Genomic DNA, 23,654 nt, shown 5'->3' on the forward strand with positions numbered 1-23,654 from the left:
ATATTCCAGCACAGAGAAGTAGCATAGCAGACGGCATTATTTTCGTAGGAACAGGTAGCGCGTCACACCGTAAAAGTTACCCAAGAAAACAGCCGTCTCTAAAAACTCATTTCCACTACCTCAAGGTTTTTGCGACTCCAGCCTTGAGCATAACGTCGGCGCAGCGTTCCAATGCCACCTAATCAAACGCCTCCCCCGCACTCCTCTGTACATGAAACTTGGCTGTTCGATCTCCAGTCACGAGAACTGTTCACAGTCTCAGCCCGGATTCAGCTTACAGCAATTGAATCCCTGCTAATAAAGACACTGATATTCAACGAAGCACGTATTTGCAGCAAGCAAGAGCTGATTCTCGGCATCGATAAAGACGCAGATAATTATAGAGGATTGGAGATGTGCCTAAGTCGGCTTCAGAGCAAATTCAAAAATGCTTTTGGCGAACGCCTTTTTCGCTCCGTGCGCAACCGAGGCTACTGCCTGGTCCAAGAAGTGAAAAGCGCGTACTAATGCTTGATGCGTAACACCAATACCCTTATTAAATATCGACAGTTGATAGCACGCAGTCTGAGTATTAAAGTTGAGCTCCACGAAAGAGAAGATGGCTATCCGCCATCATCCCAATTGTTATAAATAGTCGGGCACTGAATTTTAATATCCCTTATTATCGACAGTTAGTTCAGCCCCCCATAATCAAAGCACCGCCGATCCGACACATGAGAAATGCAGCGCGCACGATTATATCGCCAGCAATTTTCATTTAGACAAGAACTTATACAAGGCTGATACCTTGATACATACTCGTATAGATAGAAAATCCATCACCAAAGGGCTCACCTTTTGGGGACAGTGGTTCATTTCTATGAGCCTCGTCATATCAGCACTATTTATTATGGTGTATTCCAAAAATGGTGCTATTGATCTCCATTACAGAACACTTGCCATTTTAACTGTGCTCCTTTCAGTGCCCGCCTATTCCGCAACCCGTGCTTTTTATAAAAGACACACATACTTTAACGGACTCATTCGCCTGCTGTGCGGATGGACGTTTATATTGGCATCCCTAAGCATTATTGGATTTATCACCAAATCCAACGAATTATTTTCTCGTGAGATCTTGATTAGTTGGGCTTTCCTCGCCTATGCCATTCAAGTTCCTGCTTATTTGATACTTCATTACTTATCCCGCTACTATCACCAACGGATAAATCATCACTACAACAGCCTTATTATTGGTTCTGACGGTGTTGCCTTAAAGCTTGCAGACAGTTTTGTTCAACAAAACCACTTCCCTCTTGTTGGCGTGGTCAGCGCATCCCCCTTTGAGGATTCTGAAAACTCTCCACTAATTGTCGGCGAGTTGACACAGCTACGGGCACTGATTACTGAGCACAACATACGACGTCTTTACATTGCTTTATCATTACAAGATGCGCAGCGTATTGAAGCTCTTTATATTGACCTCTTAGATATGAATGTTGATGTGGTCTGGGTACCAGACCTGGACAGCATGTTATTGCTGAACCACTCTGTCAGTGAAGTTGGCGGTCGTCCAGCTATTCACTTAAATGAAAGCCCGTTGACTAGCCATCCTACGGCCGCTTTTAGCAAGGCACTTATGGAGCGATCTTTATCGTTAAGCGCAATCATATTGCTTAGCCCGGTCCTGATTGTCATTGCATTAGCCGTTAAATTAAGCTCACCTGGGCCTATTCTTTTCAAACAACAACGTCATGGATGGAACGGTAAAGTAATACAAGTCTGGAAGTTTCGTTCCATGCAGGTTCATGACGACAAACACGTACAACAAGCTAGTCGACATGACTCTCGTGTGACTGCGGTCGGCCGCTTTATACGGAGAACTTCACTGGATGAGTTACCGCAGCTGTTCAACGTTCTTCATGGTGATATGGCCCTTGTAGGACCACGCCCACATGCCGTTGCCCACAATGATTATTACACCGGGAAAATCCATGCCTACATGGCCCGCCATCGGATCAAGCCCGGTATCACGGGCCTGGCACAAATAAGTGGATGCCGCGGTGAAACAGACACCCTTGACAAGATGCAAAAACGGGTCGAGATCGACCTTGACTACATCAACAACTGGTCGTTGTGGCTCGATATAAAAATCATGATCAAGACCCCGTTCACCCTAATATCAAAAGATATTTATTGATCTAATTATGTAACTACACCAGAAAACCCTGCAGACTTGAGCCTGTAGGGTTTTTTATGCTCAAGTGTTTATAAATTAATGACTTACACCATCAACCCTCGGATTTACAAGTGCAAGGTTAAGGAGATGATTAACACATTAAAATAAGGGAGACTTAGACCATCTTAAATTTCGCTGTTTGTAATGTTCTGAGCTGTCTTCCTTCTCTATCGGGCCAGCCTGTATGTAATCCTAGCTGTTAGCTACACATCTTATAATGCTGTTACCCATCATAAAGTTCGTATTAATCGCTACCCGGAAACACCCGTTTGAATACATGCTTGCCCCCCGACAGCGATATTGCTATTTGATCCAACAGACCTTCAGCCGTATATTTTGGAATCCAGCTGCAGACCAATACCACAGCCAACCCAGCAGCTATCACCGGTTTGGAAATTTCACCGATGTCTTCTTTCTCCAACCTAAATAGGAAAATACACGCGGCAAGTGACCCAATCAGTGCACCAGCTATTGCTTCAGCTAAAGGATGAATTGTTCGCCCTACGTAATTAAGACAGAACCACCAGGCTACCAGCAGTCCTACGCCGAGCGCGGGCCAACGAAACCGGCGGTCCAACTGCTGAAGCAACAGACTTAACATCACAGAAAACACCAAACAGGCGTTCATCGCATGACCGCTAAAGACCGCTATATTCAACGCCTCAAGGCCAATACCCCAGCCTTTGAATAGAACCTTGCTTACGCACACGACGAAATAGGCAGAGAGCAACACAGCCAACCATAAAAAAGCGATTCTCTTCGACGCAGCAGACCATAGCCATGCGGCGACGACTAGCGCTGCCGGTAACATCACGGTAATACCCGCGTATTGTGTGATATATAGCCTCACGTCCATGCAACCCTCTTTCTCACCATATTAGCTTCAGAAACATCTTTTCCGCCCGCCCCAATAAATGTGAAATACTTGGAAGTCTGGCAGCACCTAAGTCGAAGATTTAAAATCAGAAGTTGCTAAGTACACGATTGCAGTGCCGATTATAAACCATTAATTTCTAGTCACACTTATTCCAAATTGGCAGATCGCACTAAAATTCAATCGAGGTGGGAGGAAATTAAATCCGGAGCATAAACCCTTAAAGCACTTGCCCAGCAATTGACTTAAAAACTTCATACTTAAACCCACTCAGACTGCTGCTGTTAATCTATCCAAGCTAATATCAGAAAAAACCTAACTAGCACGAAACTCTCAATCTCTTCCTGAAACTCTATTAACCCAATCAGTTGAAAACCACCACACATATCTTGGCTAGCAGCTCGTACTTTCAAAAAACCGATCACTAAATTAATTTAATTCAGACAGCATAAAACCCAACACCACTCATAAAATTCATGTAAAAGTGAATGTCCGTATATCACCATTTGGCATACGGATTTTCAGTTGGCCGTCTGAAGAGTCTAGAAATAAACGAGCATACCCATTCACTGCGCTAGGCGTTGAGATACCATCAGCCACCATTAAGGTACTCGCCTGAATGCCGCCCGAGCAAGTTATCATTTCAGGAGTGACTCTCTTCAGGGATACATCTACAGATTTATTTCCCGCACCCCAACTCATTGCGCCGTCGCCGTCAATAATAAATCTGGGTTCCAAGTCACTCAGAGAGTTACGAGTCTGCAAAAAACTCGCTCCAGACTCTACAACGTGCTGCACAACTTTATTTGACATAATATTACGAAGATTAGACTCATCCACGTCATCATCAAATGTATAAGTAGTACCAACTACCCCTGATTTAATTTCAAGCATAGCCTCTGTAGTCAGATCTTTAAAATGGTTTCCTGATATAGCTATACCTTCTGCATAATCACCAAGGTAGATCATTGATTTCTGACCAGTACCATAGAAGTAGTTAGCCAGAATATTAATACCTTTGGAAGCGTAGATCGAAACCTCGCGACTAGAAGTTGACAATTTACCATTAGCCCCAAAAAGATTGGCAAATATCAATCCGGCCTCAGTGTATTTTATTGAACCTAAAGGGACGCCACTAAACGCTAGACCTCCTCCTCCATTCCGATTAAATCCATTATGAGTAATCATCGGCTGCTCACACCGGAATGCGTATACCCCATAGCGCTTATTATCGGCAATTAGTGTGTGCGTTACTGCATTAGTACTTGCCACCTGGTTAAGTTCCACTCCATCTCGAGCACTGAGCGTGATATTACACCCCAACACATTTATCATATTTGTCTGGCCGACACCTACAATTCCCGTTCTGCCACTACAACGTATTACGGACCCAATTATATTAACAGAGTTTCCCGCTCCCTCTGTCGAATTTCGACCTACCTGGATACCATTTTTTCCGCTATTCATTACTTTAAGTTTATGGATATTGGTTACACTCGCCTCTTTGGCATCGACGTCATACCACCCTAGTCTATCGAGACGCAGGCCATCTCCGCTTGCGGGATTACCTTCTAGAGTCAGTGAAGAAATATCTAATCCGTAAGTACGATCTTCCGCAATATCACCGCGCACCCAGATGCCGTGAGCACAAGTCCTGCTATTATTTTTAATCACAGATTTCCAACCCATCCCCGTGATTTTTAGGTTGTGAGCACTCGAAAATTCAAGCCCTGTAGTATTGAAGGTTACTGGAGGAAGGGTCAGCTCTCCACCGTTAATCATTGACGCGAACGCCTCATTAATATTGGTGGTGTAATCTTTTTCAGAATCGCCTGCATACAATGCAGCATGCTCATCTCGACTGATGAACCGCATCACTGAAACACTGCCAGCATTCAAAATATCGCTTACTGTTTTCAAATAGGAGGGAGCAAGCCTGTCTGAGAACCCGATCATCCGAGCCCCTTTTTTTGGATCGGAGGAGTCTGCCACGTCCTGTCTCAGGGCATCATCCCCGACCAGTTTAAGCTTTGACTCATCAACTACCCAGTTGGTAGTGATCAGAGGTAGAAAGGCACTCTTAGCCCTATATTCCTTACCAAGATAGGTGATCGTCTGAGTAGGGCGAACCAGCGAAAAACCTGAGGCATATGGCACAGGGGCCTCATATCCACTGGCATCTAAGAACGATGAAAACTTAACTTCCCGTTTATCCTGATCTGTAACAAACACTGATTCCCGATGAGCCTGGCCCGCATTAAATTCCCCCTCCATCCCCTTCCATGACTTACGCGGTACACCATTGCGATCAGGGTATAACGGATTATCTCCGTTCAAAAACAGATCCAGATTTTTGGTGTTATCGGTCAGATCTTTCGGCGACGTTGACCCTATCGGATTTCCAGTGTTATGCGTCATGGTTATATTGCTCGCAGAATACGCTAGCGGCGCTGCGAAGGATGCGGTGCTGAGGGCGCTCAGTTTTAACAATTGCCGGCGACTTACCATGACGACTCAACCTCGAAAACAGGAAAAGGCAACAGTATACCGATGGAAATTCGGTACAGATGTAATGGCCAGAGTGGCCATTACCGGAATGACTCAATCTTCATATTGTCGAGGTCAATTCTGGCTCTCACAGACGTTTTTTACATCGCCGAAAGCTGAGCCGCCCAAAACTTGACCGGACAGAGCTGTGAGCGACCAGGTAGCGATTTCCTCGCTCGCCCCGGCAACTCTGATAATCGCGGACTCGCCCAACCCTTTGTGAGCAACGCTCAAAAGCTGCGCACATGAAATTTCTGTTCCTATAGACATTACAAAGAGAGGGTATCCTTGACCTATCGACCAGTTAGAGCGATACCACGATCTTTTTTGCCACAGTTGTATTTCCCGTTGACCTTCTTCAGTACGGAGCCCCGCCTCCCATTTACCTGCTTATGGAAGGCGGGGCTGGGATTTTTTTCTTGAGCTCGCAATTCAATCACTCAAATTCTGCAAAACGTCTGTACCTCAAGCGCTTATTAGCCGATTCCAAAAGATGTTCACAATCTAATAGCACTGTTCAAGAACCATCCGGATAGCCCACTACCCAACACGACCAACCAAGGGGGTATCTTCCAAAACTTTAAGGCTACAAAAGCTATCAGCGCCAATCCGAAGTCCTGAGGTTTCACTATGGCACTCGTCCAGACCGGGTTATACAAAGCGGCCAATAGAAGCCCCACTACCCCCGCATTGACCCCTGCCAGTGCAGCCTGGGTACGAACGCTGCGCCTCAGTTGCTCCCAAAATGGCAGAACGCCAACCACGAGCAGAAATGAAGGGGTAAAAATGGCTATAAGGCACGTAGGAGCACCTGCCCAGCCAGAAGGCGCGACGTTCATGGAAGCACCAAGAAATGCTGCAAAGGTCGTAAGTGGCCTGGTACGGCCTGCGCCAAGCCATACCCTGCCAAAAAGGTTTCGCTGTTAACCCAACCATTGGGGACCGTCGCGGCCTGAAGGAGTGGTAACACCACATGCCCCCGCCGAATACTAATGAGCCCGCACGGTAGAAGACGTTAACCATAGCCAGGGTTTGCGTGGGCCAGACCTGCTGTAATACTGGTATTCCCACCAATAAAGCGAAGAACACGGCTAACGAAATCCCTCCAGCCTTGCGACTCACCGATATCGGGAGGGGCTCCGTTGTTTGACCTAAAACGGGCTTAAACAAGAACAAACCAACAATGGCAGTGAAGAGTATTACTCCGACCTGTCCCATTACATTGGGCCAAAAGAGCACAACGCAGGTAGACAACACTGCGATTGTCACGCGAATAGCATCGGGGCATAAATGACGCGCCATCCCCCGCACGGCTTGCGCCACCACTGCAACAGCAACAATCTTTAGTCCGTGCGTTATCCCCTCAGGCAAATAATTGCCCCAAGTAGACATTCCCTGGGCGAACACAACCAGAATGATTGCCGACGGCAATGCGAACCCTAGCCATGCAGCAATAGCGCCGGGGAGCCCTGCTCTCGATAACCCTAATCCGATGCCTACCTGGCTACTCGCTGGGCCGGGCAGGAAATGGCATAGCGCAACCAAATCAATATAACTACGTTCACTTAGCCACTGGCGACGGGCAACGAACTCTTCATGAAAGTATGCTAAATGCGCAATCGGGCCTCCAAAAGACGATAACCCTAAACGCAGGAAAATCAGAAAGACCAACCAGGGAGAATCAGGCGCAACCACCCGGGGACTAGGTTGTTCTGACATGATCATCATCCCTAATTGCCTAAAGGGTGTACCGTTTCTGAGTTGGTGGGTGATGCCGTCGCCACCGCTTACCGGCAGGCAGGCTACGAGGTGGTTAGCATTCCTGGTGCCCGTGATGTCAGTGCAGTGAACGTTCGAATCATTGAGTTCTGGTCATGGTATTCGGCTGAAGGGGTGCTCGATAAGGTACTAAGCAAAAAGTCGTTATTGCAGAGTATCAGGGCCGGTTCACGCCATAAATAGACAGGGACTTGGGACGCAGTGGGATCAATGTTCCGGTGTCACTATCCGCAATCGTATGTCGATATCGTCGGAAACAAAACTGTCAGACCACTCGCCTGCGCCAACGTTGAAGTCACTGCGTTTGAGCAGCAACTCTGCGTCGAAGATGCCGATGGTTCGCTCAGACTTCAGAAGCACCGGCACTGTCACCTCCTTGGTAAGCCCCCTGAGTGTAAGGTTGCCAATGAACTGGTAGCGGTTATTGCCCAGGTCTTTAATGCGGGTCGACTCAAAGATCGCCACTGGATAAGCAGTGGTGTCGAACCAGGCAGGCTTTTGCAACTCAGTGTTGGCGTCTTCGCTACCGGCATCGATGCTGTCGAGGTCGATGGTCAGTTTGGCCCGGGCCGCCTCGGGGTGTTCGGTGTCGAAATCGAGGGTCCCGACAAATTTTCCAAACGTGCCATATACCTTTGATCCCATCTGGTTGTAGGTAAAACTTAGGGTGCTGGCGCTGGGGTTGACGTTGGTGTATTCGGCGGCATCAGCTCCAGGAGAAGAGCCGAGCGTGAAAGTGACAGCCAGTGCGATGGTGCGTAGCGATCGAGGGCTCATTGCACTCTCCAGGACCGGATCCTTACCGATTGTAGTCTGTCAGCACTGGCTGCAATCGACGAAAAGCAGTTGCCCGCGGGTTGCTTGGCTATCAGCATGGGCAGTTACATCGCCAGTGAAAGTTTCAATGGTGCGGTGAACGGGGAAGAAGGCGCCTTCAATTTCGTCCATTCTAATACAGGTTACATACTGATCAGCGCGGGTATGTACTGGATCTGTACAAAGTATAAAATCAAAGAAAACTCAAAGCGCCCCAGGAAACTAAACTCAAGCGCGATGGGCTGAAGGGGACGCCCGTTCTGGCGCTCTAATTCGATCCAGCACACCCCTCGCCTCCGGGCCGACACCAACAGCGCGCGAGTTTTCAGATAGCTCCAGCTGGAATTATTAGTTCATATTATTAAAAACTCGACTATAAGTAATACAGCGCCCAACCGAACAGATGATTTAGGCGCTATCTTCTATGTTGTCAAAATACTGACAATAACACTCGGCTGCATTACTTCTATAAGCAGAAAATTTATAATGATCAAGATAATAAGCATTTTGCTAATAGCACTTTCTATTGCAGGATGCAACGGCTTCGTCAAACCCGACTTTTCGGGCCCCATTAATGACTCATACTTTGTAGTCTACTCAGGCTTTCCAGCACCGTTTCTATATACGGGCTCGGCAGTGCAGTGGAACGAAGATTACGCCGTAACGACACGACATACTCCATTCTTGCCCGACGTCGCATACACCTGCAGTACAGGCTGCGACCTCGCCTTCATCAAGCACAAAGCAGACGGTCACTATCCTTCGTGGCGAGCACCATGCCTGGGTGAGAACGTAACTTCCGCGGGCATCAGTCCCTATCTGATGACCACCACGGGCAAGGGTAAGGTATATCAAACCCCCTTCCGTAATTTAAAATAAAATAGCGGTGATCTTTATGGCATCCACGATGCGCCAGTAATTAAAGGGATGTCAGGTGGGCCGGTGATCGGAAGTGACGGCAGTGTTGTCGGTATAAATGCAGGTTACTACTCGGTGACACCACACGATGTAGCGACTCAGGCCGGTTTAAGAGGTGCCGAGAGGGTGAGTATCTTTGTCCCTTACTCAATTATTGCGCGCGAGTGGAGAATGTTCCAGGCTCAGCTTAATAACCAACATAGCCCGACAGGCCCTGCCCCGAAAACTGATTTCTGCTCTAGTTTAGGTTTGAGCCCACTGAATATAAAAGCCACATAAACAAGAACATTTTTTACGGCCTGCAAACATAACTTGAGCACGTTTAGTAATTATACTTTCAGGGCTGACTTTTCAGTCGTCCTGAATTTATTGTTCATAGATCACGAAAGTCTTTCGCCATTAGCCCTGTGTACCGCCTCGTTGTACCTGCGCGCTACCAACCCTGACGTGTATGACGTAGTGCCTGATATGGATTGAGGCGACAAGTAATCCGGACAACAGAGCTCCCGCGTATTCAAAAAGCCATGCTGCTGAAATCTCTTGGCGGCATGAACCTTTACATTCCCACAGTTAATTTTTGCGGGTAGTGCGATCCGCGAGGCGAAATCGCCAGCGGCTGACGTCGCTGCGTATCAGGGGTCGTTAACCGAATGGAAACCCGTGATGAGGGAGGATTGGCAATCCATAGTTAACCCAGAGGAGTCCCCCATCATGCGTCTTAAACCTGCTATCGCTACCCTCGCCTGCTTGTCCCTCACTGTCGGCACAGCGATGGCTAACAGCTTTTTGGGTGACGTCATCTCGTCCGGCGCCACCAGTAGTTCGACTTACCTGACGCTCAAGGATCGCAAGCTGATCGTTGCAGCCCGGGACGATGCAAGCAGTTTTGTCGCAAGCGACGGTGGCATCCGAGGCCCGTACCTTGAAGCCGCCATGCAAAAAGCCCGCTTCGACAACCCTGATCTGCAGGCCACGGACATGGAACTGGCGAATGCGATTCTGGCGAAAAACGCCGTAGCTTGGGAGTAACGGGACAACACCTCACATAGTGTCGCGCAGACGCCAGGCCTGAAGGTAAGGGTTGGGCGTTTGCTGCGGGTCGCCGTTGTGGCGGTATGGGGCTGCTGCCACGCTTGAACACCGGGTCGTCGCCGCGTGCGGCGGCGAGGTTGCAGGTGCTGACCGTGTTCGCCAGTCCCTCGGTCGCATGGGTCGCATAACCCGCCCCCTGCAATGCAAACGACAAAACCTGTCGGCCCGCAGAATTAAAGAAAAGGCAGTTCATGGCCAAGCCAGTAAAGGAGCGGTCAACTAAGCCGCGTAGAAGCTCATGGCAGTATTACAAGTCCGCCAAATCTTGCTCCACACTTTAGTCTTCTGGGTTGTTATCAGAGAAGGACTTGTTTAGAAGCCCCTCGACAACGTTGTCAGGGTTGCCCAGCAGCTGTTTGTTGAAGGCCTCTCCATCCGCTGAACGCGTCGCGAGAAGTCCCCAGGACTTGGTTCCATCGGCATTAAAAACAACACTGAGCTGATTGTCTGCACAGTCGTGTGGCTTGCACATATGCCCAACGGTGAAGCTTTTTCCTTCAACCGAAACCCTCTCAACCGGCGATGCGGTGCCCTGGGCTTTGCTGACCCAGCCAGGGAAGCTGAGCATCTCAGCATAGGCTTTTTTGTACGGAGTCTTACTGGCCAACTCGGGCAAATATTGCTCCGCTGAAGCTCCAGCCGCGATTAACATCATGCAAGATCCAGCCAGGATTGAGAGGCGTGCTTTTTTCATTTCAATAACTCCCTGTAAGCAACTTGGTGAGCGCATCACGCGATGCGGGACCTAATAGGTCGGACACAGCCTCGCCTGAGAAGTTTCGATAACCCTGCGCAGCAAGCATTCGAGACATGCCGCACGTCCACGACTGCTCTTTTTAGAAGACGTTTAAGGATTCAGCGATTGGGGCCCGATCGACGACAGTGGACAGCTGATAAAAGCAGAAAACAGACGCACCTTCCGGTCATTTATCGCCGCACTCAGCACCGGGCTCGCTGCAGACCATCCGGACATGCCGGCGGTCCTCCATTCAATCGGTGACTTTGTGCCAGCCACAGACCTTATGCGCGGCCTCGGCTACAACGTCGAATGACGCCGTGGACAGGGAGGCAAGCTTTATCAATGCTAACGCCTCCCACGGCTGGCCTCTCAGGCAATAGGGATCAATGGATCAGCCGCTGCCCACGCTGCATCACGGTTGGCGATTGGAGGGTAGATCCACACCGTGTTGATTTGCTTCTTGAGGGACTTGCCTTCGTGCCGGGTCAACTTGACCTGGCGATCCCATCCTTCGGTATAGACCGCACCCCAGCCCCCCAAGTCCAGGCAGGTCACGTACTTGGGCTGACTGTACGAGATCGGGTCCACACCTAAAATCTGCGCGGCAACGTTGTTGCCTGCGTGACGGCCCAGGACGATGGCGTGCTGGCAAGTCATCAGTGCATGGTTGCCAAGATCATCGGTGGCGGCGTAGGCAACATCGCCGGTGGCAAAGATGTCTTGCTGGCCGATGACTTTAAGGTGGGAATCCACATGCAGACGACCGAGATAATCGCGTTCCCCCGGGATCTGTTCGGTTAACGAACTGGCCCGCACACCAGTAGTCCAGACCACGGTCTTCGCTTCAATACGCTGGCCATCGTCAAGGGTTACTCCGTTTTCATCGACTGCCACCACAGACGATTTCAAGCGCCATTTCACGCCTAGCTCATCGCAGGCCTCGGCGATCGACTGGCTGATTTCGTCCCCCATTGACGCCCCGACTTTTTCACTGCGATCCACAATAATCACTTCCAGGTCCACATGTTCACCCAGGATGACCCGCAGACGAGCCGGCATTTCGGTCGCTGTTTCAATGCCGGTGAAGCCGCCACCGGCAACCACTACAGTGTTGCGGCCTTTGCTTTCTGGAAGGCCTGCCAGGGACTTGAGGTGGTTCTCCAAACGCACGGCTTGCTCGATCTGGTCCACATCGAAGGCGTATTCCGCTACACCTTGAGTGTTGGGCATTGCGAGCCGGCTGCCAGTAGCCAAGACCAGTTTGTCGTAACCGAGGACTTGCGGGGTGCCCGAAGTATCGATGTAACCAACAGATTTCTGTCGAATGTCGATGCTTTCTGCGGCTCCCTGGATGAACTTGACACCTACCGCTTCTAACAACTCGTCAATCGGCGCGACCAGTCGATGCGCATCAGGCTCGTAGAAACGTGGACGCACGCGCAACTCGGCCTGAGGGGCCAGCACGGTCACTTCAGCGTCGTGATGACCATGAATGTCGAACAAACGCGTTGCACTCAAAGCCGTCCACATGCCACCGAAACCGGCGCCAATAATCAGAATCTGCTGCTTCATTTGTAACCTCTGGTGCGAAGTAATGAATTCGTTGAATAGTCACGCTCATCGATAGCGGGCGTGAAGCCGGGGCAAGGGAACCGTGAAACACAGCCACTGTTGAACCCCGAGAAACTACGACTATATTGATCGTAGTTTATGAAGACAAGATATTTATTAAGACCCTCGCTTGGCGATTTCATGAAAAAAACAGGGATGGCAAAATGCCAAAACACCATTTTTTCGCCATAAAACAGGCAACTAAGTGCTTCGAAAAGATAGAAACACCTCTCTCACTGCGTGCGAGGATCATTGCCCTATTCACTAATCGCCGATAGGATATGCGACCAATACAGTCGGAGATATACATGTCTCTTTACAGCGCAGGCGTGGAATACGGCATTCATTGCCTGATTTTTTTGGTGGGCGATGGCGGCGAGAGCCGCGAGGCGAGTGTGCGTGATCTTGCAGAACTGCAAGGCGTACCTGCGGATTACCTGGCGAAAATCTTCACCAAGCTGGCCAAGTCCAAACTGGTCGTAGCCACAGAAGGTGTGCGCGGCGGGTTCAAGCTGGCGAGACCTTCTGACGAAATCAGCCTTCTTGATATCGTCAACGCCATCGACGGCCAGAAGCTCATTTTCGATTGCCGGGAAATTCGTGGCCGCTGTGCTCTGTTCGAGGGCTCTGCGCCTGCCTGGGCCTTAGACGGCTATTGCTCAGTTCACGCAGCGATGATGACGGCACAAAAGCGCATGGAAGAAGCCCTCGCGCAACAAACCATTCTTGATCTTGCGAGAAAAGTCGGACGAAAATCTCCCACTGACTTCCCTGCCCAGGTAGACAGATGGATAAACGATCGTCGAGAAAAGAAAAGCAGCGCTCATACTTCTGACGACCGGACCATCCAGGTCACCGACATTTCCAACTAAAGAACCGGCGCCCTCAAGGCGCTAGTTTCACCTTAAGGGAAAGAGGCAACGTTCACTCACGACCACATTTGCGCTTCAAAAGAAGCCTGGTTGCGGAACGGATCGTAAAATCCCGCCCATAAAAAAAACCCGCAGACCTTGATCTGCGGGGCTTTCGAATGTGGAGGCCGAAGCCGGAATCGAACCGGCGTGGGCGGATTCGCAATCTGGGCTATAAGTTCTTTAAAACCGAGGCCTGCAGCCTGCTTGGCGTTCCACTAATAGAAGTTTTACAACAGCCTGCAGCCCGCATTCTATCTAAGCTATGTCTTGAGTTATGGACCCAAAAAACATCTTTACTACACCTTTCTGCTGACCAAAAAACAACTCCAGACCAATACCGCATCGCCGCCTTGCGGCCCAATGCGTGAAAAAGCTTCATAACGCCTTATATAAAAAAATTTACGTGAGCTCTCGCTATAATCGATATTCAACGATCTAATCCAATGGGAGGGTTAACACCCCCCTCAGGCTGAGAAAAACGTGACGTCGTAGCCGGAATTAGTTGCCCCCTGCATTAGCAATTCAACATAACTGGAACTGTCAGTTTCGCCGTAAACAAAACAAAGCCGCTACCGCTCGTCGCTGCTTTTGCAAATAATTAAAACTTTATTTTCCGTTACCTGCTCGTACTGACTATGGGGCGTCTTGTTCGTCCCCTGAGAGACCGGCTTTATTGCGATGGCAAGTTCAAGCTTCATGAATCCGGGTCATTAGTCTTAATTGCGAGGAATTAACGATGAAATCTCAACGTGTAAAAGCTCTACTGTTAGCTGGCGTGCTGTGTGCTTTTGGAACACCGGCATTCGCTATTGGTAGTGGCGACGCAACGACTAACAGCGGTTCACCTGCACCAAATGCAAATGGTGAGGATTCCGCGTTAACCCCAGGCAATATGCCGAGCGCCCCCAAAGATGGAAATGGCGCAGATGCTGAGAGAGCTACTCCAGCGCCCGGCAGTGGCAACAGTGACAAAATGGACAAAGGAAGTACTAACGACACCCACGGCACAGATGATCAAAAGGGTCATGACAGCATTGGTAGTGGAAACTCCGGATCCAAATCTTCAACTGAGTAAAGCAATGCGCGGGTAGTCTTGGCGTCCAGTTTGAGGCGCCAAGCCGCTTGCGGATGTACGCTCCTCTCCTCCAGAATCTGACCGACTTAACCCCCCAATCGGGGTTGCACGGCACACTCGCTGCACGCAGCGCTCCCCTTCCACAGCGATCATTGATTTCATCCAGTGCGCGCATCACCCGACCAGCCAGTAGCGAGAGATCAATTTCCATACTAAGGGCCACACGATTGAAGTCGTCAATCACATTAAAGACCCGAAAACTACGTCCATCCGCTAATTGATCGTGAATGAAGTCCATTCACCAGCACTGGTTGGTTGCCTCAGGAACGGCCAGTGGCTGGGGCCGGGCTTCCAGCCTCGGCTTGCTTGAGAATGGCCATGATTTGACTGTCCGAAAACCGCGATGTCTTCACGCAAAATTTCCTTGATCCGATCAGGAGAAAATTCTACTTCTGGTGCGTACTTTTTTCAGGGGGGATTACCCTGCGCCTCGCGTTTTAGTAAGCCCACTCAACTTTCTCCGCTCTCTTACCTTGAGGCTTCTTTGACATAGGCCTGACAGACCTGCAGCGCGATCAGTCCTTGATCGCGCTGCAGGTGATTCAGATAATTCGTTGAGCATGCGCTGGGTCAAGTTTGGCTCTCGTGGTTCCATGAACCACCCCGCTGGCTCTGGTGGTGGCTTGCATTCCGTAATCACCATTTGCGGAGGTGCTGTCCAGCTGGACTGACAACCGCAGGTCAGCAGTAGCAAGGCGATCACACAGGCGTGCTTATTTAGCTTGCTCATCGGTGAGGGCTCAGTGAAGGGATTACGGAGCGGGTTTACCGGCGGATCGGAGCCATCGCCAAACCCTCAAAATGAAATAGTTGCGGAAGTGATCGTCAAATCCCAGGCATAAAAAAACCCCGCAGACCTTGATCTGCGGGGCTTTCGAATGTGGAGGCCGAAGCCGGAATCGAACCGGCGTGGGCGGATTTGCAATCCGCTGCATAACCATTTTGCTATTCGGCCAATTGTGCTTGAGGCTTCGTGAGAAACATCAAAAACAAAGGTTGCTGCTGCGATCTTATCGCTACAAGCATTTGATTCTTCAGCGATTCAGGTTGTTGCCCCGAGCTGATGGCGCGCATTATGTACTAGAAGATTGAAGCTGGCAACCCCCTGAATTCTAATAATTTTTAGTTAATCATCAACCCCGGTCATACCCTGCCCAGCTCTCAAATCACCACGTTACGGATGAAGCGCAGTACCACATCACCTTCATTTCTGTAGGAGTGCGGCTTGTTGCTGGCGTACATGTAGAACTCTCCCGCACCAAAGCGTAATGACTGCTCGCTTATGACCAGGGTCAGACATCCTTCGAACACGTATAACTGCTCACTCCAACCCTCGGCATCGGCTTGCGACTGATACTCCTCTCCGGGTTCCAGTGTCCATTCCCACAACTCTACTTCCCTTGAAGCTACAGCCTTGGCTAATAACACCGCCTTGCTCCCCGGCGCAGTGCCCGTCCAGGCCACTTCATTGATGCGGCTCGGATCTACAGAACCCGGGGCCTGGATCAAGTCGCTGAACGCAACATTGAGAGCTTCCGCAACTCGATCCAGGGTGCTGAGACTGACGTTCTTTTCGCCCGCTTCTATAGCTACCAACATCCGCCGGCTTACACCAGACAGCTCGGCCAGAGCACTTTGACTGAGGTGTGCGACCAGCCTCAGGCGCCGGACGTTCTGACTGACGTGTTGTAACACCGACGCACGTTGTGAATTTTCTTTGGGCACTATATTGCTCACCTTGTGGGACTGCGCAGTATACTGCTCAGCTTTGACGCATTGTGCGTCTCTCTTCCGGCAGCGTGCAAGGCTATGACAACGTTGAAACCTTCAAAACTAATGTCTTTGACCTCCCGTTTCAGCAAAGCCGAATGTGTGCTGGTGCTGATTACCATGGTTTGGGGCGTCACTTTTCTATTAGTGCAGCATGCGCTGACGTCCAGCGGGCCGATGTTTTTTGTGGGGCTGCGCTTTGCTGCCGCAGCGCTGATTGTTTCTCTGTTTTCAATTCGCAGTTTGCGCGGCATTACCCTTTTTGAACTCAAGGCCGGGGTATTTATCGGGGTGTCTATCATGCTCGGTTATGGCTTGCAGACCATTGGCCTGCAGACTATTCCGAGTAGCCAGTCAGCTTTCATTACCGCGCTGTATGTACCTTTCGTCCCGCTGCTGCAGTGGCTGGTGCTGGGGCGTCGACCTGGCTTGATGCCCAGCCTGGGTATCATCCTGGCGTTTAGCGGCTTGATGCTGTTGTCAGGCCCGAGCGGCGCATCTCTTGATTTCAGCCCTGGCGAGATCGCAACACTGATCAGCGCCATCGCCATAGCGGCAGAAATAATCCTGATCAGCGCCTATGCTGGCAAAGTCGATGTTCGCCGGGTCACTGTGGTGCAACTCAGTACCGCATCGATCATGGCCTTCCTGATGACTATTCCGACAGGAGAGACCGCTCCTGATTTCTCATGGCTTTTGTTAGCCAGTGCCATAGGCCTTGGCGCTGCAAGTGCGGTGATTCAGGTAGCAATGAACTGGGCCCAGAAAAGCGTTTCACCCACCCGCGCCACGCTCATTTATGCAGGTGAACCGGTATGGGCCGGCATTGCCGGACGCCTGGCCGGGGAACGTTTGCCGGGTATCGCCTTGCTGGGAGCAGTATTGATTGTTGCAGCGGTGATCGTCAGTGAGTTAAAAACAAAGGCTAAAGCGCCCGACCAGGTGCAAGACAAGCAAAGCAACGAAGCATGCGACTGATACGCACGCGCTGATACTGGAAGCAAAGACTTACACTCTGGAGTGTTCATACAGGGAAGATGCCGCGCCGCATTACTTGCGGTTTGCACACATTTTGTAGGATTCATCTACAGCTTCTTTGTTGGTGATATACAAGTCGCCACGTATGATCGCTCACAAACTCCTGCAGATTAGAAGCCTATGTCCCTGATAGTTCTACTGCTTCTGCCATTTATCGGCAGCTGTCTGGCGGCTGTTTTGCCGCACAACGCACGTAACAGTGCATCACTGTTGGCCGGTCTGATTGCTCTGATCGGTACCATTCAAGTAGCCCTGCTCTACCCGCAAATTGCCCATGGCGGAGTGATTCGCGAAGAGTTCATGTGGCTGCCCAGTCTCGGCTTGAATTTCGTCCTGCGGCTGGACGGTTTCGCCTGGCTGTTCTCGATTCTGGTGCTTGGCATCGGCACGCTGGTGTCGCTGTACGCCCGTTATTACATGTCACCCGAAGATCCGGTACCGCGCTTCTTTGCCTTTTTCCTGGCGTTCATGGGCGCGATGCTCGGCCTGGTGGTGTCCGGCAACCTGATCCAGATCGTATTTTTCTGGGAGCTGACCAGCCTCTTCTCTTTTCTGCTGATTGGATATTGGCACCACCGTTCTGATGCCCGACGCGGCGCTTATATGGCGCTGATGGTTACAGGCGCGGGCGGATTGTGCTTGCTGGCGGGGGTCATGCTGCTTGGCCATGTCGTCGGCAGCTATGATCTGGATGCAGTGCTAGCTGCCGGCGACAAGATTCGCGCACACAGCCTGTATCCAGTTCTGCTCCCGCTTATCCTGATCGGCGCGCTGAGTAAAAGTGCGCAATTCCCGTTTCACTTCTGGCTGCCCCACGCGATGGCAGCACCCACCCCCGTCTCGGCTTATCTACACTCGGCGACCATGGTCAAGGCCGGGGTGTTCCTGCTGGCCCGCCTCTGGCCCTCCCTGTCGGGCAGCGAAGAATGGTTCTGGATTGTCAGCGGCGCCGGAGCCTGCACGCTGGTGCTGGGCGCTTACTGCGCGATGTTTCAAAACGACCTCAAAGGCTTGCTGGCCTATTCAACCATCAGTCATCTTGGCCTGATTACCCTGCTGCTGGGCCTCAACAGCCCGTTGGCAGCGGTCGCCGCAGTGTTCCACATCCTTAACCATGCAACGTTCAAGGCCTCGCTGTTCATGGCGGCAGGCATCATCGACCACGAGAGTGGCACGCGCGATATTCGCAAGCTCAGCGGCCTGTTCAAGCTCATGCCCTACACCGCTACCCTGGCCATGGTGGCCAGTGCCTCGATGGCCGGTGTACCGCTGCTCAACGGATTTCTGTCCAAAGAGATGTTCTTCGCCGAAACCGTGTTCATCAACTCCACGGCCTGGGTTGAGATTGCCCTGCCCGTCATCGCTACCATCGCCGGCACGTTCAGCGTGGCCTACGCGTTGCGCTTTACCGTAGACGTGTTTTTCGGTCCGCCTCCCACCGACTTGCCCCTGACTCCGCACGAGCCTCCTCGCTGGATGCGGGCTCCGGTCGAGCTGCTGGTGTTCACCTGCCTGATGGTCGGGATCTTCCCGGCACAAACCGTCGGCCCGTTGCTTGCGGCTGCAGCGCAACCAGTAGTCGGCGGCGAACTGCCCGAATACAGCCTGGCGATCTGGCACGGTCTGAATGCACCGATGATCATGAGCCTGATCGCAATGTCCTGCGGCATCCTGCTGTATGTGGTGCTGCGTAAACAGCTCAAACTCGGGCGTTATCCGCTGCCGCCCCTGATCACATATTTCAATGGCAAGCGTTTCTTCGAGCGCTGCCTGGTGGTGATCATGCGCTGGGCACGACGCATTGAGCGGCGTATCAGCTCTCACCGCCTGCAAACCCAGTTATTCCTGTTGATTCTGGCTGCCGTGATCGCCGGTCTGATTCCTATGCTCTACAGCGGCCTGAGCTGGGGTGACCGTCCGAAAATACCGGGCTCGATCGTGTTCGTGACGCTCTGGCTGCTTGCCATAGCCTGCGCCCTGGGCGCCGCCTGGCAAGCCAAATACCACCGGCTAGCAGCCCTGACGATGGTCAGCGTATGCGGCTTGATGACCTGCGTGACCTTCGTCTGGTTCTCCGCACCTGACCTGGCACTGACCCAGCTGGTGGTAGAAGTGGTCACCACGGTCCTTATCCTGCTCGGGTTGCGCTGGTTGCCGCGGCGGATAGAAGAAGTCTCGCCATTACCGGGGACATTGCGCAAAGCGCAGATCCGCCGCTTGCGTGACTTGCTGCTGTCAGCCGCAGTCGGCGGCGGCATGGCGCTGCTGTCCTATGCGATGCTCACCCGCCAGACCCCGAACGACACCTCATCTTTCTACCTGAGTCGTGCCCTGCCCGATGGCGGCGGGAGCAATGTGGTGAATGTGATGCTGGTGGACTTCCGGGGTTTCGATACCCTGGGTGAAATCACCGTACTGGCCGCCGTGGCACTCACCGTCTTTGCCCTGCTGCGCCGTTTCCGCCCGCCCAAAGAAAGCATGCAACTGCCTTCCCAGCAGCGCCTGCTGGCCAAAGACGTTATGACCGACCTGGTCAACCCGCGCAGCGCCAGCGACACGGCCCTGGGCTTCATGATGGTGCCCGCGGTGCTGGTGCGCCTGCTGTTGCCGATTGCCTTTGTAGTGTCGATGTACCTGTTCATGCGCGGCCATAACCAGCCGGGCGGCGGCTTTGTTGCCGGCTTGGTGATGTCGGTGGCGTTCATCCTGCAATACATGGTGGCTGGCACCCAGTGGGTCGAAGCGCAGATGAGCCTGCGGCCACTGCGCTGGATGGGCACCGGCCTGTTGTGCGCCACCCTCACCGGGCTCGGCGCGATTCCTCTGGGCTACCCGTTCCTGACCACCCACACGGCGCACTTCAGCTTGCCGCTGCTGGGTGACATCCATGTTGCCAGCGCCCTGTTCTTCGATATTGGCGTGTATGCCGTAGTGGTCGGCGCCACGTTGCTGATCCTCACGGCACTGGCTCACCAGTCGGTACGCGCCCATCGCCCGAGCAATCAGTCTGCCTCTCAACCCGCCACCCAACCCAAGACGGGAGCCGCCTGATGGAAGAAGTCATCGCTATCGCAATCGGCGTGCTCGCCGCGTCCGGAACCTGGCTGGTACTGCGCCCGCGAACCTTTCAGGTGGTCATGGGCCTGTGCCTGCTGTCTTACGGGGTCAACCTGTTCATCTTCAGCATGGGCAGCCTGTTTATCGGCAAGGAGCCGGTGATCAAGGACGGCGTGCCCCAAGACCTGCTCAACTACACAGACCCGCTGCCCCAGGCATTGGTACTGACCGCAATCGTCATCAGTTTTGCCATGACCGCGCTGTTTCTGGTGGTCTTGCTGGCCTCTCGGGGCCTGACCGGTACCGACCACGTCGATGGCCGGGAGCCTAAAGAATGAATTTGATGCCGCATCTGATCGTCGCGCCCATTCTGTTACCGCTGCTGACCGCAGCCTGCATGCTGTTGCTGGGAGAAAAGCGCCGCCCGCTCAAAGCCCGGATCAATCTGATCTCGACTTTTTTGGGCCTGGGGATTTCCGTGCTGTTGCTACTCTGGACCCAACAGCAAGCGGCGCCGGCAGCGATTGGCGTGTATCTGCCAAGCAACTGGCAGGTTCCATTCGGGATCGCGCTGGTAGTTGATCGCCTGTCGGCCCTGATGCTGGTGCTGACCGGCATCATCGCCAGCTGCGCGCTGCTGTTCGCCATGGCCCGCTGGGACCGTGCCGGTGCCAGCTTCCACGCGTTATTCCAGATCCAGCTAATGGGTTTGTACGGCGCCTTCCTGACCGCAGACCTGTTCAATCTGTTCGTGTTTTTCGAAGTTTTGCTGGCCGCCTCTTACGGGCTGATGCTCCATGGTTCCGGCAAAGCGCGGGTATCTGCAGGCCTGCATTACATCTCGATCAACCTGCTGGCATCGTCCTTGTTCCTGATCGGTGCAGCGCTGATCTATGGCGTCACCGGCACCCTGAACATGGCCGATCTGGCCCTGAAAATCCCCTTGGTACCCGAGGCCGACCGTGGCTTGCTGCATGCGGGCGCCGCCGTCCTGGCCATTGCCTTTCTGGCCAAGGCCGGCATGTGGCCGCTGAACTTCTGGCTGGTTCCGGCCTACTCGGCAGCCAGCGCCCCGGTCGCCGCCCTGTTCGCGATCATGACCAAAGTCGGCATTTACACGGTGCTGCGCCTGTGGACCCTGCTGTTTTCCGGTCAGGCCGGCGCTTCGGCCTACTTTGCCAGTGACTGGCTGATCTACGGCGGCATGGCGACCATCACCTGTGCTGCCATTGCCATCCTGGCCGCCCAGCGCCTTGAGCGCCTGGCCAGCCTGAGTATCCTGGTCTCTGCCGGCATCCTGTTGTCTGCCGTCGGTTTCGCCCAGCCCAACCTGACCGCTGCCGCGCTGTTCTATCTGGTCAGCTCCTCGCTCGCCCTGTGTGCACTGTTCCTGCTGTCCGAGTTGATCGAGCGCTCGCGCTCATCCAACGAAATGATGCTGGAAGACGATGTGGGGCAGTTGCCAGGCTTGATGGAGTCTTTGAATCCGCCACGGGGCACCAATCTCGACGACGAGCAAAAAGCGGTAGTGGGGCAAATCATTCCCTGGACCATGGCCTTCCTGGGCCTGAGCTTTATTGCTTGCGCCCTGCTGATTATCGGTATGCCGCCGCTGTCCGGGTTTATTGGCAAGCTCAGTTTGCTCAATGCCCTGCTCAACCCCATGGGGCTGGGCAATGCCGCTGATGCGCCAGTTTCGACGGCTGCCTGGGGCCTGTTTGCGCTGTTGATCTTCTCGGGGCTCGCGTCCCTGATCGCCTTCGCACGAATGGGCATCCAGCGTTTCTGGACCCCCTTAGAACGCCCGTCCCCGCTGTTGCGCCGCTTCGAATACCTGCCCATAGTGTTGCTGATCGGGCTGTGCATAGGGTTGACGTTCAAGGCCGAGCCCGTACTGCGTTATACCCAGGCCGCCGCCGACACCCTGAACAATCCCGAGCGTTACGTGATGGCCGTGATTGGCACCCGCCCGGTGCCTAGCCCTGAAGCCAAGGCTGCCATGCGGGAGGTACAACCATGAAGCGTCTGTTCCCGGCTCCCTGGCTGTCGCTTGCGCTTTGGCTGCTGTGGCTGGTGCTCAACCTGTCATTGAGCGCCGGCAATCTGTTGCTCGGTGCCGTGCTGGGCTTCTTGGCACCGCTGATGTTCGCGCCCCTGCGTCCGCTGCCGATCCGTATCCACCGTCCCGGCGTGATCATCAAGCTGTTCTTTATGGTGGGTCGTGATGTGCTGGCCTCCAATATTGCAGTGGCCCGCGGCGTGCTCAGAGCGGGCAAAAACCCGCCGCGCTCGCGCTTCGTCAAGATCCCCCTGGACTTGCGCGATGCCAACGGCCTGGCGGCTTTGTCGATGATTACCACCGTGGTGCCCGGCACCATCTGGTCGGAACTGGCATTGGACCGCAGCGTGCTGCTGTTGCATGTGTTCGACCTGGATGACGAAGCGCAGTTTATCGAGCACTTCAAAACTGCCTACGAACGCCCCCTGATGGAGATCTTTGAATGAGTGCCCTGCTCTCCAATGCCATCCTGACCAGCCTGTTTCTGTTCAGCCTGGCGATGGTCCTGACCGTGATCCGGCTGTTCAAGGGCCCATCGGCCCAGGACCGGGTTCTGGCGCTGGACTACCTGTATATCCTCGCCATGCTGGTGATGCTGGTGCTGGGTATCCGCTACGCCAGTGACACTTACTTTGAAGGCGCGCTGCTGATTGCCCTGTTCGGCTTTGTAGGCTCTTTTGCACTGGCCAAATTCTTGCTGCGTGGCGAGGTGATCGAATGAATTCAATCAGCGAGTTATCGCTCTGGATTGAAATACCGGTGGCAGTGCTGCTGGTGCTGAGCAGCCTGTTTGCCTTGTGCGGTGCTATCGGGTTGTTGCGCCTGAAGGACTTTTTTCAACGCATGCACCCACCCGCACTGGCTTCAACCCTTGGCGCCTGGTGCGTGGCCCTGGCGTCGATCCTGTACTTCTCGGCACTTAAATCGTCACCGGTGCTGCACGCCTGGCTGATCCCGATCTTGCTGGCGATTACCGTCCCGGTCACCACTTTGTTGCTGGCTCGTACTTCCCTGTTCCGCAAGCGCATTGCCGGCGAAGATGTACCGCCCGAAGTCAGCAGCGGCGGACGCAGCGAAGGCGGAAACTAAC

18 protein-coding genes, 1 tRNA gene and 4 pseudogenes are annotated in these 23,654 nt (G+C 52.8%); 13 read left to right on the forward strand and 10 right to left on the reverse strand.

The annotated features are described in order from the left end of the window. Positions 1 to 171: 171 nt before the first annotated feature. On the forward strand, positions 172 to 507 hold the full coding sequence (locus AOC04_RS23450) for a winged helix-turn-helix domain-containing protein (protein WP_082363685.1): 336 nt from the start codon (positions 172 to 174) through the stop codon (positions 505 to 507). A gap of 280 nt (positions 508 to 787) precedes the next feature. Then, a complete protein-coding gene (locus tag AOC04_RS09800; RefSeq protein ID WP_060692861.1) occupies positions 788 to 2,176 on the forward strand; it encodes an undecaprenyl-phosphate glucose phosphotransferase in 1,389 nt (462 codons plus the stop codon). A gap of 283 nt (positions 2,177 to 2,459) precedes the next feature. Here AOC04_RS09800 and AOC04_RS09805 read toward each other — a convergent pair whose 3' ends face one another. The 4 genes and pseudogenes from AOC04_RS09805 to AOC04_RS09825 all read right to left on the reverse strand — a co-directional run bounded on the left by AOC04_RS09805 (position 2,460) and on the right by AOC04_RS09825 (position 8,192). Beyond that, positions 2,460 to 3,071: a hypothetical protein gene (locus AOC04_RS09805; RefSeq protein WP_060692863.1), complete on the reverse strand. Its 612-nt coding sequence runs from the start codon at positions 3,069 to 3,071 to the stop codon at positions 2,460 to 2,462. Between the two features lie 492 nt (positions 3,072 to 3,563). After that, positions 3,564 to 5,507 carry a right-handed parallel beta-helix repeat-containing protein gene (locus AOC04_RS09810; protein ID WP_157883477.1) on the reverse strand — a complete coding sequence of 648 codons (1,944 nt, stop codon included), beginning with the start codon at positions 5,505 to 5,507 and terminating at the stop codon, positions 3,564 to 3,566. Positions 5,508 to 6,133: 626 nt separating this feature from the next. Next, positions 6,134 to 7,355, reverse strand: a pseudogene (gene chrA, locus AOC04_RS09820) (chromate efflux transporter). 267 nt (positions 7,356 to 7,622) lie between these two features. Further along, positions 7,623 to 8,192 carry a YceI family protein gene (locus AOC04_RS09825; protein WP_060692868.1) on the reverse strand — a complete coding sequence of 190 codons (570 nt, stop codon included), beginning with the start codon at positions 8,190 to 8,192 and terminating at the stop codon, positions 7,623 to 7,625. A gap of 525 nt (positions 8,193 to 8,717) precedes the next feature. Here AOC04_RS09825 and AOC04_RS24370 point away from each other — a divergent pair. Together AOC04_RS24370 and AOC04_RS09830 are read left to right on the forward strand one after the other, a co-directional pair. After that, a pseudogene (locus AOC04_RS24370) lies at positions 8,718 to 9,428 on the forward strand (serine protease). A gap of 432 nt (positions 9,429 to 9,860) precedes the next feature. Continuing rightward, positions 9,861 to 10,178 carry a DUF2388 domain-containing protein gene (locus AOC04_RS09830; protein ID WP_060696922.1) on the forward strand — a complete coding sequence of 106 codons (318 nt, stop codon included), beginning with the start codon at positions 9,861 to 9,863 and terminating at the stop codon, positions 10,176 to 10,178. Positions 10,179 to 10,518: 340 nt separating this feature from the next. Here AOC04_RS09830 and AOC04_RS09835 read toward each other — a convergent pair whose 3' ends face one another. After that, complete coding sequence (locus AOC04_RS09835; RefSeq protein WP_060692870.1) at positions 10,519 to 10,935, reverse strand: Ivy family c-type lysozyme inhibitor; 417 nt, start codon at positions 10,933 to 10,935, stop codon at positions 10,519 to 10,521. 414 nt (positions 10,936 to 11,349) lie between these two features. After that, positions 11,350 to 12,552, reverse strand: a complete 1,203-nt coding sequence (locus tag AOC04_RS09840) for an NAD(P)/FAD-dependent oxidoreductase (RefSeq protein WP_060692872.1) — start codon at positions 12,550 to 12,552, stop codon at positions 11,350 to 11,352. 347 nt (positions 12,553 to 12,899) lie between these two features. Here AOC04_RS09840 and AOC04_RS09845 point away from each other — a divergent pair, with 347 nt between their 5' ends. Together AOC04_RS09845 and AOC04_RS23885 are read left to right on the forward strand one after the other, a co-directional pair. Further along, on the forward strand, positions 12,900 to 13,463 hold the full coding sequence (locus AOC04_RS09845) for an RrF2 family transcriptional regulator (RefSeq protein WP_060692874.1): 564 nt from the start codon (positions 12,900 to 12,902) through the stop codon (positions 13,461 to 13,463). 778 nt (positions 13,464 to 14,241) lie between these two features. Beyond that, positions 14,242 to 14,580, forward strand: coding sequence for a hypothetical protein (locus tag AOC04_RS23885; protein WP_125863022.1), 339 nt, complete (start codon positions 14,242 to 14,244; stop codon positions 14,578 to 14,580). Positions 14,581 to 14,710: 130 nt separating this feature from the next. Here AOC04_RS23885 and AOC04_RS24145 read toward each other — a convergent pair. From AOC04_RS24145 to AOC04_RS09855, 4 genes and pseudogenes are all read right to left on the reverse strand, one after another. Next, a pseudogene (locus AOC04_RS24145) lies at positions 14,711 to 14,929 on the reverse strand (IS3 family transposase); the annotation flags it as partial. 179 nt (positions 14,930 to 15,108) lie between these two features. After that, a pseudogene (locus tag AOC04_RS24460) lies at positions 15,109 to 15,377 on the reverse strand (hypothetical protein); the annotation flags it as partial. Positions 15,378 to 15,521: 144 nt separating this feature from the next. Then, a tRNA-Cys gene (locus AOC04_RS09850) sits at positions 15,522 to 15,595 on the reverse strand. Between the two features lie 206 nt (positions 15,596 to 15,801). Further along, positions 15,802 to 16,365, reverse strand: a complete 564-nt coding sequence (locus AOC04_RS09855; RefSeq protein WP_060692876.1) for a helix-turn-helix domain-containing protein — start codon at positions 16,363 to 16,365, stop codon at positions 15,802 to 15,804. Positions 16,366 to 16,476: 111 nt separating this feature from the next. On the opposite strand from AOC04_RS09855, the gene AOC04_RS09860 reads away from it, so the two are divergent. The 7 genes from AOC04_RS09860 to AOC04_RS09890 all read left to right on the forward strand — a co-directional run bounded on the left by AOC04_RS09860 (position 16,477) and on the right by AOC04_RS09890 (position 23,653). Further along, entirely contained in the window at positions 16,477 to 17,388 is a 912-nt protein-coding gene (locus AOC04_RS09860) for a DMT family transporter (protein ID WP_060692878.1), read from the forward strand. 180 nt (positions 17,389 to 17,568) lie between these two features. Then, a complete protein-coding gene (locus AOC04_RS09865) occupies positions 17,569 to 20,499 on the forward strand; it encodes a monovalent cation/H+ antiporter subunit A (protein ID WP_060692880.1) in 2,931 nt (976 codons plus the stop codon). Next, a complete protein-coding gene (locus AOC04_RS09870; protein ID WP_003446102.1) occupies positions 20,499 to 20,843 on the forward strand; it encodes a Na+/H+ antiporter subunit C in 345 nt (114 codons plus the stop codon). The genes AOC04_RS09865 and AOC04_RS09870 overlap by 1 nt, the downstream gene beginning before the upstream one ends. Then, entirely contained in the window at positions 20,840 to 22,525 is a 1,686-nt protein-coding gene (locus tag AOC04_RS09875; RefSeq protein WP_060692882.1) for a monovalent cation/H+ antiporter subunit D, read from the forward strand. The genes AOC04_RS09870 and AOC04_RS09875 overlap by 4 nt, the downstream gene beginning before the upstream one ends. Next, entirely contained in the window at positions 22,522 to 23,010 is a 489-nt protein-coding gene (locus AOC04_RS09880) for a Na+/H+ antiporter subunit E (protein ID WP_060692884.1), read from the forward strand. The genes AOC04_RS09875 and AOC04_RS09880 overlap by 4 nt, the downstream gene beginning before the upstream one ends. Then, positions 23,007 to 23,285, forward strand: coding sequence for a K+/H+ antiporter subunit F (locus AOC04_RS09885; protein ID WP_003446108.1), 279 nt, complete (start codon positions 23,007 to 23,009; stop codon positions 23,283 to 23,285). The genes AOC04_RS09880 and AOC04_RS09885 overlap by 4 nt, the downstream gene beginning before the upstream one ends. After that, the gene (locus AOC04_RS09890) at positions 23,282 to 23,653 is read left to right on the forward strand and encodes a Na+/H+ antiporter subunit G (RefSeq protein ID WP_060692886.1); all 372 of its coding nucleotides are present in this window, start codon (positions 23,282 to 23,284) and stop codon (positions 23,651 to 23,653) included. The genes AOC04_RS09885 and AOC04_RS09890 overlap by 4 nt, the downstream gene beginning before the upstream one ends. The last annotated feature ends 1 nt before the right edge of the window (position 23,654 follow it).

The organism is Pseudomonas versuta (assembly GCF_001294575.1).
GTDB lineage: Bacteria > Pseudomonadota > Gammaproteobacteria > Pseudomonadales > Pseudomonadaceae > Aquipseudomonas > Aquipseudomonas versuta.

What these genes read in the sequence shown, in the direction of transcription:
- AOC04_RS23450 (WP_082363685.1), top strand. Translation starts at nt 172, where the DNA reads ATGCCACCTAATCAAACGCCTCCCCCGCACTCCTCTGTACATGAAACT.
- AOC04_RS09805 (WP_060692863.1), bottom strand. Translation starts at nt 3,071, where the DNA reads ATGGACGTGAGGCTATATATCACACAATACGCGGGTATTACCGTGATG.
- AOC04_RS09810 (WP_157883477.1), bottom strand. Translation starts at nt 5,507, where the DNA reads ATGACGCATAACACTGGAAATCCGATAGGGTCAACGTCGCCGAAAGAT.
- AOC04_RS09825 (WP_060692868.1), bottom strand. Translation starts at nt 8,192, where the DNA reads ATGAGCCCTCGATCGCTACGCACCATCGCACTGGCTGTCACTTTCACG.
- AOC04_RS09830 (WP_060696922.1), top strand. Translation starts at nt 9,861, where the DNA reads ATGCGTCTTAAACCTGCTATCGCTACCCTCGCCTGCTTGTCCCTCACT.
- AOC04_RS09835 (WP_060692870.1), bottom strand. Translation starts at nt 10,935, where the DNA reads ATGAAAAAAGCACGCCTCTCAATCCTGGCTGGATCTTGCATGATGTTA.
- AOC04_RS09840 (WP_060692872.1), bottom strand. Translation starts at nt 12,552, where the DNA reads ATGAAGCAGCAGATTCTGATTATTGGCGCCGGTTTCGGTGGCATGTGG.
- AOC04_RS09845 (WP_060692874.1), top strand. Translation starts at nt 12,900, where the DNA reads ATGTCTCTTTACAGCGCAGGCGTGGAATACGGCATTCATTGCCTGATT.
- AOC04_RS23885 (WP_125863022.1), top strand. Translation starts at nt 14,242, where the DNA reads ATGAAATCTCAACGTGTAAAAGCTCTACTGTTAGCTGGCGTGCTGTGT.
- AOC04_RS09860 (WP_060692878.1), top strand. Translation starts at nt 16,477, where the DNA reads ATGTCTTTGACCTCCCGTTTCAGCAAAGCCGAATGTGTGCTGGTGCTG.
- AOC04_RS09865 (WP_060692880.1), top strand. Translation starts at nt 17,569, where the DNA reads ATGTCCCTGATAGTTCTACTGCTTCTGCCATTTATCGGCAGCTGTCTG.
- AOC04_RS09870 (WP_003446102.1), top strand. Translation starts at nt 20,499, where the DNA reads ATGGAAGAAGTCATCGCTATCGCAATCGGCGTGCTCGCCGCGTCCGGA.
- AOC04_RS09875 (WP_060692882.1), top strand. Translation starts at nt 20,840, where the DNA reads ATGAATTTGATGCCGCATCTGATCGTCGCGCCCATTCTGTTACCGCTG.
- AOC04_RS09880 (WP_060692884.1), top strand. Translation starts at nt 22,522, where the DNA reads ATGAAGCGTCTGTTCCCGGCTCCCTGGCTGTCGCTTGCGCTTTGGCTG.
- AOC04_RS09885 (WP_003446108.1), top strand. Translation starts at nt 23,007, where the DNA reads ATGAGTGCCCTGCTCTCCAATGCCATCCTGACCAGCCTGTTTCTGTTC.
- AOC04_RS09890 (WP_060692886.1), top strand. Translation starts at nt 23,282, where the DNA reads ATGAATTCAATCAGCGAGTTATCGCTCTGGATTGAAATACCGGTGGCA.